The following is a 13779-nucleotide window of genomic DNA, read 5'->3' as shown; positions in this document are numbered from 1 at the left end:
CCTCTACATGATGCACCATCCTGCAGATACAATGAAATCATAAGTGCAGGAGGTGCAACTACTATATGAACGAGCTTATCTCGCAATGGAATGGAAAGGCAGGGGAAGCCAAGGTTTCGTACAAACGAGAAAGCAGATGGAAACAGGCATGGCGGAACATCGATACGTACTTGCTGTTGGTGCCAGGACTTCTTCTACTTCTGTTGTTCAAATACACCCCGATGTATGGCGTGTTAATCGCATTTCAAGACTACAACATTTTCGATGGGATCACGGGCAGTGAATGGGTCGGACTCGAGCAGTTTCGCAAGCTCATGCAATCGTCCGAATTTATGCAAGTGTTCATGAATACGCTGCTCATCAGTGTATACAAGATCGTGTTGCTTTTCCCGATTCCGATTCTCATTGCTCTGTTGCTGAACGAGATTCGGTTCTCAGCGTTTAAACGAACCATTCAGACCATTATCTACATGCCACACTTCTTGTCATGGGTCATCATCTCTGGCTTGTTCATGACAATCTTGTCACCTTCCGATGGGCTTGTGAATGCCGTGATTCACTGGTTTGGCGGCGAATCCATCCGATTCTTTATGGACAATCACATCTTCCGAAGCGTTATTGTATTCACGGCAGGCTGGAAAGAGATCGGCTGGAATGCCATTATCTTCATCGCCGCTCTCGCTAGTGTCGAGCAGGAGCAATATGAAGCAGCTTCAATCGATGGAGCGAACCGGCTGCAGCAGATGTGGCATATCTCGCTTCCTGGCATAGTGCCGACAATTATTCTGATGTTAATTCTCCGACTGGGTATGGTGCTTGATGCTGGCACGGAACAGATCCTGACGATGTATAACCCAACCGTTTATGCATCAGGCGACGTCATCGGCACATTCGTTTATCGAACGGGTCTCGGCAAGATGGATTACAGTTTCAGCACGGCGGTTGGACTATTCAATTCGGTCGTCGGTTTCATTCTCATCATATCCGGCAACGGGCTCAGCAAAAAACTGCTGAACCGCAGCATCTGGTAAGGAGGTCTAACATGCATATTCGTAAAAGAACACGCAGCGACTGGGCATTAGATATCTTCGTCTACGGTTTCATGATCGTGTTAGGACTAATTACCTTACTGCCGATGATTCATGTGTTTTCCAAATCCGTGAGTTCGGATTGGGCACTTGTATCCGGACGAGTGAACCTGCTGCCAGTCGGCTTCCAACTCGACACGCTAGTAAAAGTCGCGACATCACACGCATTCGGCAGAGCATTCCTAATTTCCGTTATCGTAACTGTAGTTGGTACACTTCTGAGCATCTTGGTGACAGCAATTACGGCTTATCCTCTGTCTAAACGCCACTTACCCGGCATCTCGTTCATTATGGTATTGTTCGTCTTTACCATGATGTTCAATGGAGGTCTCATACCGAGTTACTTGTTGATTCGGGAGCTGCACCTGCTGAACAATTTATGGTCTCTTATTTTGCCCGCCATGATCTCTGTATTCAATATGTTGGTGATTAAAAGTTACTACGAAGGGCTTCCCGAAGCGCTAGAAGAATCGGCTCGAATTGACGGGGCGAAAACCTTTCTCATTCTGTTCCGAATTATTCTTCCACTAAGTATGCCAGTTCTCGCAGCAATCGCGTTGTTCTATGCAGTTGGCTTCTGGAATGACTACTTCAGTCCGATGCTCTACATCAGTGACCCCTTGCTCAAAACGCTGCAATTGCATCTGCGCGATATCGTGATGGAGAACGATACGGTCAATGCGCTCAATAAATCAGCAGACGATCTGATGAATATGTCACCAGAAAGTATCAGAGCCGCTACTGTTGTGGCATCTACTGTACCTATTCTTCTTGTATATCCGTTCCTTCAAAAGTATTTTATTAAGGGCGTTCTCATCGGTTCCGTCAAAGGTTAATGTTGCATTAACGTCGGCGGAATGCATGCCGCTGCTTAATGATAAATCGCACTACATGTATATAGGAGGGTTATAAAAGATGAAAAAAACGATGAAATGGGTCGCGCTTCCCGTAGTGGCCAGCCTAATGTTCCTTACTGCATGCGGCTCAAGTAATGAAGGTGAGAAGAGCGGTACACCCGTTCCGTCTGCGCAATCAGCGACTGCTGGACCCAAGCCCGAATTGAAAGCGCTTATGCGACTCGGTCCTAACTTCAGCAAAGATCCAATCGCCGCTATGTTAGAGGAGAAGACTGGGTATAAAGTCAATTACGAAGCGCTTCCGGTCGATAAGCCGGAGGACAAACTTAATCTGCTTATCGCTTCTTCCGAGCCTTATGACATTGTCTCGACAGCCGGTGACAGCAGCTCCAAAGCGATCTATGCTGATTATGCCAAGAAAGGCGCATTGGTGGATCTGACACCGCTTATCGAGAAATACGGTAAAAACATTAAAGCGTCCCTGTCCAAAGAGACACTAGAGATGGCCAAAGTCGACGGTAAAATATATGCGATTCCGACGCGAACCCTTGAATCCGTCGGCACGAGCTTACTGATCCGACAGGATTGGTTGGATAAGTTGGGACTAAAAGTACCGACGACACTTGATGAGCTTCAGGTCGTCCTCAAAGCGTTCAAGGAGAAGGATCCTGGCGGTAACGGAGCCAAGAACATTCCGATGTCGATCAAGGGCGACGTTCCATTGGTCGACAATCTTGTCGGTGCTTTCGGGATGGTCAATGATTGGAACGATGTGAGTGGTAAACTGATCCCGCGCGCGATGAATCCAGCGTTTAAGGAATATCTGACCTATATGACGGATCTTTACAAACAAGGACTGCTGGATCAGGAGTTTGCGATTAACAAGGACGCTACGGTTAAAGAGAAGTTTACGAATGGCAAAGCAGGTGTCATCACATTGCATTGGGCCGACATTCCAACGATTGACGATGCGCTCAAGAAAAATGTCCCAGGCGCCACGTATACGTACTTGCCAGCATTGATCGGCAAAAATGGTCAGGCAGGCTTGGCGCAATCATCCGGATTTGATAGGTTGACGTTTATTCCGAAAGCTTCGAAACACCCCGAAGATGCGATTAAATGGATGGACGCGAAGCTGGTACCGGATACGTTTAAAAACATGGCGATCGGTGTAGAGGGCACGCACCATACGGTTAAAGACGGCAATTATTACCCGATTTTGCCGATTTTCAATGACGAGCGAGGCACGGCTAGCAACTATTTGACCGGCATCGATGAAACGAAATATCCGATCTATTGGCAAGCTCGTGTCCGCAAAGACGAACGATTATACAAGGGTTGGGAATTCTTGAACAAGCTGCAAAAGCCAGAAGTGTTCAAGCAGAATCCACTTGGATTAGCTCCGTATTTCCCTAACTACTCCAAGGAAAATGCACAACTCAATCAGATGGTTAACGATTATGCCGTTAAAATCATCGTCGGCGGCGAACAGCTGACAGGCTTCGACGCTTTCACAGATAAATTCAAGAAGGCCGGCGGCCAAACGAGTTACGACGAGATCAACACGTGGTACGCAACCACTCGTAAATAACACCATGCGGCAGTCTGCCGATGACGATTCGTCTGCGCAGGCTGCCGCCTTTTTATTTCCTTTTTATAAGGATGAGTAATGAAAGGGGGGATGAAGGCTGCAAGTCAAGCAAGTTAGTTTTCCATAATAGGAGGGAAATGGGATGATGACTTTGGCATTTGCAAAAAGGTGGAAATGGCATGTATGCGTGATGTTCTTATTGCTAAGTGGTATGCTTCTATGGGCTGCTTCATCCGTTAATGCCGCACAGCAAGAGCCTTACAATTGGCAAAATGTGCGAATCGGCGGTGGGGGATTTGTTACTGGTATCGCCATTCATCCGACAGAGCCGGATCTCGTCTATATTCGGACGGACGTCGGAGGCGCCTTGCGCTGGGACCCGGTTAAGCAGGAGTGGATTCAATTAATGAATGCGCTTCCAAGAGAAAAGTATAATGAGTACGGCATCGACAGCATCGCTCTGGATCCGTCGAATCCGGATGTGGTATATGTCGCAGCCGGCAAGTTCGACTATGTAGGAGCGCCGTCGGATATTCTTAAATCCACGGATAGGGGAGCGACTTGGGCGTCAACTGGATTTGCTCCTAGGCATTATGGCAACGGTCCAGGACGAGATCTTGGTGAGCGACTTGTGGTAGACCCGAACAACACTCAAATTATTTATATGGGAACTCGTTATGACGGACTGTGGAAGAGCACTTCCAGCGCTAGTGCAGGCTCATGGGAGCAAGTAACTAACTTCCCAACCATTGGCGCCAGTCCGACTGGACTTAATTTCATAATATTTGATAAGACTACGGGATCTCCAGGTGTTACTACCCAAACGATCTATGTCGGGGTCAAAGGAACTGGCATTTATCAGACTGTTAATGGCGGCGCGACATGGACGCTGATGACCGGAAGTCCACTTACGCCTCGTCGGGCTATTCTAGCAGATGACGGCACGCTATACGTCACTTATGAATCAGGTGTCACGAAGTTTGCAAATGGCGTATGGACGGACATTTCACCTCCAGCGTCAGGTAGATACAACGGGATTACGGTTGACCCTACCAACCCGAACATCGTAATGACAGCCGTCGAGGACGGCGCGAACACGCCAGCGCCAATCTATCGTTCACTGGATGGCGGTGCACACTGGACGCAAATCACCTTCGTCAAACATCAGAATGTGCCATGGTGGACGAGTAATTGGTTTGCCGCTAATACATCGACAATAACAATCGATCCTCATTATCCCAAGCGGGTATGGCTAACCGACTTCTATGGTACATGGCGGACCGATGATATAACTGCAAGTCCATCCCACTGGTATACGTATGAAGAAGGCCACGAAGAAGTCGTGACATTCGCTTTGCGCAGTACGCCGATCGGTGCACCGCTGCTTAGCGGACATGCGGATGTCGATGGTATGCGCCATACTTCGCTTACGACGTATCCAAGCGGCAAATTCGGAAGTCCATCGCTTGGCGATACGGTTTCCATTGACTTCCAAGAGAGTAATCCGAACTTTATCGCTCGTGTAGGATCTACACGTTATGCAGGTACCGGCGGTGGTGGCTATAGCACCAATAATGGGGCAACATGGACAGCGTTTCCTAATCCCCCTGGTATGGCGGGCCGCATCGCCGTGTCCGCTGGAAGTGAAACTATGGTCTGGGTTCCTCAGTTCGGCAGTCCGTTATATTCAACGAATCGGGGACAAACGTGGAACTCTAGCACAGGTGCACCATCCGGGACTGTACACGATTTCTGGGTCTGGTATCAGCCACTAGCATCCGACCGCGTCAATAACAATACATTCTATTTGTTAGAACGTAATACGTGGAAAGTATTCCGAAGCACGGACGGCGGTGCATCTTGGAATGTTGTGTCCACGATGCCGACAATTCCAACGAAGACGCCGGCCTATTTCAGTATCAAGGCAGCTCCAGGTAAGGCGGGCGAAGTATGGGTTAGCTTGGATGGCAGCGGCCTCTGGCGCTCTAGCAACTCCGGCGATTCCTGGACTCAGGTGCCGAATGTGCAGCAGGCAACCTTGTTTGCTTTTGGCAAGAATAAGCTCGGATCTTCGGATCCTACGGTCTTCGTATATGGCAAGGTCGACAATAGCGTGGGTATTTTCCGCTCCGATGATTTCGGCACGACCTGGGTGAAGATTGATGTAGCTAATCCTGCGATTGGTGCAGAAGCGAATACGATGGAGGGTGACCGTCAGACATGGGGTCGCGTCTATATCGGAACGAATGGGACCGGTGTTTTTTATGGCGACACCTTGATGAGCGAAGGTACCGATACGGAACCTCCGACAACGCCTTCGAACCTCACATCTCCATCGCATACATCAACGAGCGTCAACTTAACCTGGACGGCTTCAACCGATAATACGGGTGTAGCAGGGTACAACATTTACAGCGGAGGCGTATATGTGGGTGCTACCACGACACTTTCGAGTACAACGTATACCGTAAACGGCTTATCACCAAGCACCGCTTATTCGTTTACTGTGAAAGCTAAGGATGGTGCGGGTAATCTTTCTACTGCAAGCAATGCGATAAGTGTGACGACAGCAGCACCGCCGGCACCGCCGACGAATCTAGTAACTACCACTTCGACGATCACGAGCCTGACCCTGAGTTGGAGTCCTCCAGCCAATCTCGCTGGTGTCGTCGGATATAACCTTTACGTTGGTTCCAAGCAGGTGGCTACGACCTCAGGCACGACATATACACTTACAGGGCTTCTGCCCAACCAAACGTACTCGGTTACCGTTAGATCGGTGGACGGTGCAGGCAGCACATCAACAGCAAGCAATCTACTTCCTGCAATAACGTCCACAGGCCCTGGAACTCTCGCTTTCAGTGACGATTTTCAGGATGGGGTAGCGGATGGTTGGACGCCTGCCAACGGTACTTGGTCTGTCGTAACATCAGGCGGATCCAAAGTTTACAAGCAATCTTCTTGGTTAGGGACGAATGCTTTCAGTACAGTCGATACCAGCGCGTATAGCAACTATAGTGTGGAAACTAATATCAAGCTTACGCAGAATGATATCGATTTGGCAGCCGGTATTACAGCCCGCTATACAGATCCGAACAATTTTTACTATTTCCGCATCAAAGCAGGCAAGCTGCAAATCGGCAAATCGGTGAATGGTGCGGTCACGATACTCATTGCCAAAAATTACACGATGACGACGAATGAAGTGTACACATTTACTGCGCTTTTAAACAACAGCACACTCGATTTCTATGTAAACGGGTTTAAGGAATTAACCGTTACGGATACGAGTCTAACTACAGGTAAAGTTGGTCTCTATGCCTTCAAGACGAGTGTAGAGTTTGACAATGTCAAAGTGATTCATGATCGCGATTTCGCGCCTCCGACAGTACCAGGGAATTTCCGCTTATTGTCCAAAAGTGAGACCACAGCCGATCTGTCATGGGATACTTCCTCAGACAATATCGGGGTCACACAATACGAAGTGTATCAAGGATCATCGTTGATTGGAACCGTAACGTCCAACACGTATGCCGTGAGTAATCTCACAGCGAATACGAATTATGTGTTCAGCGTGAAAGCAAGAGATGCGGCAGGCAATGTGTCCGGAACGAGCGCTTCACTCAGCGTCACGACAGACCCATATTTGTTTCAAGCTAAGAAAACAATTACCGCTATTACCGCAAACGGATCCCTTGACGAACAAGTTTGGTCATCATTCAAGCCTGTGAAGAAAGCATTGATTGGGACTCCGAACAATTCAGTAGAATTCAGCTCGCTTTGGGACAATACGTATTTGTATGTAGGTGTCAAAGTTCTCGACGGTCATCTGTACAATACCTCCGTGCAGCCTTATTATGATGACTCGATTGAAATCTATATTGACAGCAATAACAATAAGGCAACGACGTATGATAGCTATGACCAGCAGTATGTCAAAGGTTGGAATGACAGCACGATGTGGTTGCAGAGAGTGATGCCTAACGGTGTACAACATGGTTGGGCTCCGATTCCAGGCGGGTATAGTGTGGAACTAGCCATTCCATGGAGCACGCTTGGCCTTACGCCATCCGCTGGGTTGACCATCGGTTTTGACGTAGCGAACAATGATAACGACACCGGTTCCAGCAGGGAAAGTCAGTTAATGTGGGCCGGAACGAATGACAATTGGACAAATACGTCTGCCTTTGGAAGCTTACAACTTTCCTCCATCACTACAGGGGATTTGCAGCCACCGACAGCCCCGACGAATTTGACATCGCCAACGCACACGGACCGAACTGCAGATTTGGTTTGGACGGCTTCTACAGACAATGTAGGCGTGACTGGCTACGAAATCTATTCCGGCGGTAGTGTGGTTGCAACCGTAACTTCGACAACGTATACCGTCAATGGGCTAACTCCAGGAGCTACCTATTCCTTTACGGTAAAAGCAAAAGACGCGGAAAATAACAGATCAGCGGCGAGCAGCGCAGTCAGTGTCACGATGGATGCGTCATATACACTGCTTCCCGTCACCAAAACGAGCGCCGCCATCCAAGTCGATGGCTCACTGAACGAAACGGCATGGGTGATCACAGCGCAAGCCAACAAAAATGTAATCGGAACCTCTAACAATGGCACACAATTTGGGTTATTATGGGATAATACGTATTTGTATGTCGGCGTCATCGTCACAGATGGAGATCTATTCAACAATTCGCCGGAGCCTTATTCCGATGATTCCATCGAGATTTATTTGGATGGCAATCATAACCAGGGCGCGACATATGACAGCTATGACCGACAATTCATCAAAGGTTGGAACGACCCTACGCTCTACGAGGCGCGAAGCCTCACGAACGGCGTTCAGCACGCGTGGACTTCAACACCGGCTGGATATAGTGTCGAAATGGCAATTCCATGGAGTTCACTTGGCATTACGCCAACCGCGGGGATGTTGATCGGCTTTGACGTAGCGAACAATGATGAGGATGATGGCAACGGTCGTCATAGCCAGACTGTATGGGCTGGAACATCCAATAATTGGTCGAACACGTCCGCCTTCGGAGAATTGAAGCTGGTATTGCCGTAACTGCTGGTGATAGATCGAACAACTATACGTTTCACCAAATTCATAGTATGAAGGGAGGCTAAGCGCATGAATATTATTCAACAAGTTTCAACTTCACAGAAAGCCATTGCTTTTACGTTTGACGATGGTCCTAACCCCGAATATACACCTCAATTGTTGGATATTTTCGACGAGGTTGGCGGCCGTGCTACTTTTTTCATGATGGGTAAACAGATTGAGCTGTATCGTGACACCACGCTTGATGTTCATAATAGGAAACATGAGATTGGTAACCATACGTATTCCCATCCTTTTATGACCCAAATCAGCTTGGAAGCGTGTGAACATGAACTTCGGGAAACTGACAGATTAATTACAGAGGTGACAGGTACATCGCCTGTTGTTATGCGTCCTCCATATTTGGATTACAACAACGAGGTTGATACCGTTACTGCCAAATTTGGCTATCCGGTCATTGGATCTGTAAACGGAGGGACAAGAGATTGGGAGATGCCTGGCGTTAACCATATTCTTGAGGTAACCCGAGCACAAATCGGGTGTGGGAGCATTTTTCTCTTCCATGATGGCTTTGGAGATCGCTCCCAAACCATTGAGGCTGTTCGAATACTGGTCAAAGATTTAACAGACCAAGGTTATCAGCTTGTTACCGTCAGTGAGCTCTTACAAATGGCGGAAGCATAAAAAGCATTATTGAGAAGCTGTGTAGAGGTATTATTCTACACAGCTTTTTCTACGTCACATAATCGTTGATATCGACAGTTCCAACCTCGTCCCGAATAGCATCACTCGATTGATTTCAACATAATTTGCTATATGTTAAAAATGTCTCTAAAATAAAGGAAGCATTGAAATTATGAATAATGGAGGTTTCCTTTATGAGTATTGGATTCAAATCATGGTTGCAAAATTCTAAACAAGGTTTAACCGAACAAGTTAAAAAGTTCAAAAATAAGGACTTTATGGATGCTGTCGTTGCCGGATGTGCAGTTGTAGCTGCTGCAGACGGATCGATTGATGCCAATGAAAAGCAAAAGATGGCTGGATACATAAGCCGTAGCGAAGAACTAAAAGTGTTTGATATGAGTGATGTTATTGCTCGATTCAATCACTATGTTGGAAACCTTGAATTTGATGCCATGATTGGCAAGCAAGAAGCACTGAAGTCAATTGCCAAGTTCAGTGGTAAGCCTGAAATTGGACGAGTTATCGTTGGTGTATGTAGTGCAATCGGTGCTGCTGATGGTGATTTCGATGATAAAGAGAAAGCAGCAGTTCGTGATATTTGCAATTCGCTCGGTTTAAACCCAAGTGAATTCAACCTATAAGATTGTTTCCTTCGAATTGGAGCCAGCAAACCTCAGGGTTTGCTGGCTTTTTACACGTTATCACGTAACGTCTTACTCATAAAAAATTCACTAAAATGGAACCAATTGTAAATATGTTGCGTCTACTCTATGTAGCTTTCGCTAACATAACCAGAAATAGGTGATTTATGTTTGAGAACATCCTCGGGGGAACACAATTTGCTTTCATGCTCAAAAGAATACTAAAAGGGCTGGATGGCATTATTTTATTGCTGTTACTCATTTTAATGACCATTAGTATATTCTGCATCTATAGCGCAACACGGACTGTACCAGATTTCTCCCAGAACTATATTAAAATGATGTATTTTTACGGGATTGGTTTTATGGTCTTATTTGTCATGCTTTTTATTAATTATAAACTCTTATTGCGCTTCGCCCCGGTGTACTATTTCATTGGGTTAGGATTGCTGATTTTATTATTCTTTAAAGGGGATACGATCAACAATGCGCAAGGCTGGTTCATTCTTCCTGGGGGGATTGGCTTTCAACCTGCAGAGCTTTGCAAACTTATTTTAATCTTGTTTTTATCCTATTTTCTATCCAAAAGAGAAGCCGAGACATTGGGTCTGTTCAAAGAAATACTGCCAATGGGCGTTATTACATTCATTCCATTTCTCTTAGTTCTCATGCAGCCAGATCTCGGCAATTCCATTGGGTATTTGGTTATTTTTATTGTGCTCTGTTGGTTCGGTCATATTCATTACAAGTATGCTTGGATAGGTCTAGCTATTATGATAATCGTAAGCGTTGGTTCTCTTTACAGCTATATCACATACCATGCGGAAGTAAAACAATTCTTAGCTTCTAAACATAAAGAGTATTGGTTGGATAGGGTGGATGCGGTCCTCTTGCCAGAGCAAGCTTCTGAAAAAGCAACCTATCACGTGAACCAAGCGATCAAAGCAATCGGATCAGGCTCGTTAGAAGGAGATGGTTATCTTCAAGGAACGTCCGTCCAGAGTGGCCAGGTTCCCTATACCTACTCAGATTCCATATTCGTTGTAATTGGAGAGGAGTTTGGCTTTATAGGAGCATCTGCGTTGCTCTTCTTATATTTTCTTCTCATTTATCGCATGATCACGATTGCACTTCATATTCGCAGCCAAACAGGCATCTATATCATCGGTGGAATCTCGGCTATGTTTTTGTTCCAGGTTTTCGAGAACATCGGAATGCTAATTGGGATTATGCCGATTACGGGGATCACGCTTCCTTTTATCAGCTATGGAGGAACCTCGCTCTTGATTAACATGATTTCCATTGGCTTTGTATTAAGTATCAAAATCTATGATGATATCGATGTTGATGAAATGATCATTCGTTAAATTTTTTAATTCCTTCATGGTTAAAAGAGGAAGCAGGACCCCCATTGATAGGGATCCTGTTCCTTGACAAGATTAGTTACTTGTATATCCGTAGTGAGCGATGACCGGTTGGGATGAGTAAGTGGTTCCTTGTTGTGAATATCCGCTGTGTTGGGCGTTCTGTGCTTGATAGCCGCCATAATGAGAAATGACTGGCTGGGAAGCGTTTTGCGAGTACGAATTGATTTGGGAAGTAGGATAAGACTGTGAATTCTGCTCTTGGTAGCCACCGTAATGAGAAATAACCGGTTGGTTCGTATTTTGAGATAGTTGAGACGTATGGTAAGGTTGTGTGTGTTGCGAATTCTGTGCTTGATAGCCACCGTAATGGGAAATGACGGGTTGTGATGTGTTTTGGGAGTATGAGCTCGTTTGGGATGCAGGATTACTACGAATGCTGTATTGGGAATTCTGTGCTTGGTAGCCGCCATAATGAGACATGACCGGCTGGGAAGATTGGGAGAAGGCATTCATGTGGGAGACAGCGTTAGGTTGAAAGCTTTGTTGGGAGTTTTGTGCGGAATAGCCGCCATAATGAGAAATAACTGGTTGTGAAGCGTATTGTGCGTACGAATTCAGTTGGGATGTTGGATTATGCTGAATACCGTGTTGAGCATTTGAGGCTGAATAACCGCCATAATGAGCAATAACCGGTTGGGAAGAATTCTGCGCAAACGAATTGTCCTGCGAGAAATTGGAATTTGCGTATCCGTTGGTATAGGATGAATGAGATGCGTTGTTTTGTTGTCCGAATTGGTTCATGTTTGATTTCCTCCTAAGTGATCTGTATTGGCTTAAAAGCCTACATTATTATTAGGATTCAATCTGTTTTTATCCTGTGAATAAATGGGTATTCCTACATGGGATGCCCGTTGCCAATTTAGATTTTTTCTCCTTTATGTACAACAAAGTCTTGTGATTGATATTCTCTTTTCAAGAAGTTAGACTGTTCATGGTCAAATAGTTTCGTTAGCTCAACCGCATTGGAGTACGAATCATACATCCCAAAGAAATAAATCGATGGAAAGTATAGGAACCACTGTGCTCCCAAAATTTCTCTTGATCTCGGGAAATTTCCTAGTAAACAGTAATGGAGTCCTTCAATCATGTTGGAGTTAAAAACAATAAACATCGTCATTACGAGCGTTAAACAAGCTGCTAAAATACGATGAATATACAGTTGTCCGAGACTCGGGATGGTCATTGACCAAATTAGGGCAATCCACGGCTTTTTCTTGTCCAAAAAGTTCATCTCGAAAGCGTTCACCGAGAAACTTGGGTATCTGGCATTTTCCCTTTTCGCCAGCAGGTGGACCTTATTTTCATCAATCGTCGTCCGGTAGCTGTCCCATATTGAAAATAAATAAACGGGAATATAGAGATAGATGTACTTTTCATTGAGTACCGCTTTGGCTTGGTCAATATTACCGTTAAATGAATACATCATGGCTGTATTGAGTTGAGTCAATTGGTTGATATAAAATTCCCAAAAAAACAAGGCAAAACCAGTGATAAATTTGTGAAGTAAAATATGACCGAATCCAGGGAACGCAACCGACCATAAAGCGATAATTAAGGGATTTCGTTGATGGAGTTGAATAGTACCGAACGAGGTAACATTAGCTAGATAATACCGATTTTTATATGTGTTTCGGAAGTTATTCATGTATGACCTCGATCCAAGAATCGTTTTGCTCATAGTTTTTGTCAAATTGTTACAGTTTATTCGTGCATTGTAGAAAGAGAGAAAGCATAACAAGAGGTTGTTAGGAAATAGTAAGGTATGCTTGATATTTTTGGAGTCGAAAAGGATATAACTAAAAAAACCTTCCTAATGGAAGGTTTTAATTTGTATAATGATGGTTGCATGTCGGATTGCCTATAGCCTAATCTTATTTGGAAGTTTCTGTTTCACTATATTTTTTGAAATTGTCGAGAAACGCTTGCCAGCCAGCTTTTTGCATTTCAGCAGGATTGCTCGTTTCTGGTTCAAATGTTTCTACTACTTTTGTATCGTTGTCTTGACGAATAAAGGTAATCTCTACTTTTCTTCCGTCGCCCAACGTGTACGAGATAAATTCATGAGGTCTTACGTCATCATAAACGCCACCAAAATCAAATCCGAAACTACCATCCTTGGCTTCCATACGTGTATGAAATTTGCCGCCAACCCTTAAGTCATTTTCAGCGTTTGGGGCATGCCAATCATCAGAAGCAAATGACCATTTCGTAATATGTTGCGGTGCTGTCCAAAATTCCCACACTTGTTCAGCTGGTACATGTACCGTAGTTTCTACCGTTATTGTTTGATTAACTGTTTCCATTGTAATTACCGCCTCACATATTCGTATTTTTTAATTACAGGATAATTATACCATTTAACTATTGCTGAAATACAGTTTAAGGGCATTTTTTTCCGTAGCCTTTAAGTGAAGGAT

Annotated in this window: 10 protein-coding genes; 7 read left to right on the top strand and 3 right to left on the bottom strand. The window is 45.3% G+C overall.

Annotation, left to right across the window (positions count from 1 at the left end; all coding sequences use genetic code 11):
- Positions 1–65: 65 nt before the first annotated feature.
- The 7 genes from AC58PV_RS23475 (at position 66) to AC58PV_RS23445 (ending at position 11302) form a co-directional block, all read left to right on the top strand.
- Positions 66–1031, top strand: coding sequence for an ABC transporter permease (locus AC58PV_RS23475; protein WP_497434908.1), 966 nt, complete (start codon positions 66–68; stop codon positions 1029–1031).
- 11 nt (positions 1032–1042) lie between these two features.
- Positions 1043–1924, top strand: coding sequence for a carbohydrate ABC transporter permease (locus AC58PV_RS23470; protein ID WP_497434907.1), 882 nt, complete (start codon positions 1043–1045; stop codon positions 1922–1924).
- A gap of 79 nt (positions 1925–2003) precedes the next feature.
- A complete protein-coding gene (locus AC58PV_RS23465) occupies positions 2004–3536 on the top strand; it encodes an extracellular solute-binding protein (RefSeq protein ID WP_497434906.1) in 1533 nt (510 codons plus the stop codon).
- 142 nt (positions 3537–3678) lie between these two features.
- On the top strand, positions 3679–8610 hold the full coding sequence (locus tag AC58PV_RS23460; protein WP_497434905.1) for a sugar-binding protein: 4932 nt from the start codon (positions 3679–3681) through the stop codon (positions 8608–8610).
- Positions 8611–8676: 66 nt separating this feature from the next.
- Positions 8677–9291: a polysaccharide deacetylase family protein gene (locus AC58PV_RS23455; protein WP_497434903.1), complete on the top strand. Its 615-nt coding sequence runs from the start codon at positions 8677–8679 to the stop codon at positions 9289–9291.
- 194 nt (positions 9292–9485) lie between these two features.
- On the top strand, positions 9486–9935 hold the full coding sequence (locus AC58PV_RS23450) for a tellurite resistance TerB family protein (RefSeq protein WP_497434902.1): 450 nt from the start codon (positions 9486–9488) through the stop codon (positions 9933–9935).
- A gap of 167 nt (positions 9936–10102) precedes the next feature.
- Positions 10103–11302 (top strand): FtsW/RodA/SpoVE family cell cycle protein, encoded by a 1200-nt coding sequence (locus tag AC58PV_RS23445; protein WP_497434901.1) that lies wholly within the window; start codon positions 10103–10105, stop codon positions 11300–11302.
- Positions 11303–11374: 72 nt separating this feature from the next.
- On the opposite strand, the gene AC58PV_RS23440 is transcribed toward AC58PV_RS23445, so the two are convergent.
- The 3 genes from AC58PV_RS23440 to AC58PV_RS23430 form a co-directional block, all read right to left on the bottom strand.
- The gene (locus tag AC58PV_RS23440) at positions 11375–12103 is read right to left on the bottom strand and encodes a hypothetical protein (RefSeq protein WP_497434899.1); all 729 of its coding nucleotides are present in this window, start codon (positions 12101–12103) and stop codon (positions 11375–11377) included.
- A gap of 118 nt (positions 12104–12221) precedes the next feature.
- Complete coding sequence (locus AC58PV_RS23435) at positions 12222–13007, bottom strand: hypothetical protein (RefSeq protein ID WP_497434898.1); 786 nt, start codon at positions 13005–13007, stop codon at positions 12222–12224.
- A gap of 226 nt (positions 13008–13233) precedes the next feature.
- Positions 13234–13665 carry an SRPBCC family protein gene (locus tag AC58PV_RS23430; protein WP_497434897.1) on the bottom strand — a complete coding sequence of 144 codons (432 nt, stop codon included), beginning with the start codon at positions 13663–13665 and terminating at the stop codon, positions 13234–13236.
- Positions 13666–13779: the final 114 nt, after the last annotated feature.

This window comes from Paenibacillus sp. J22FR83 (genome assembly GCF_059691955.1).
This window is presented reverse-complemented; position numbering and strand designations above follow the sequence as displayed.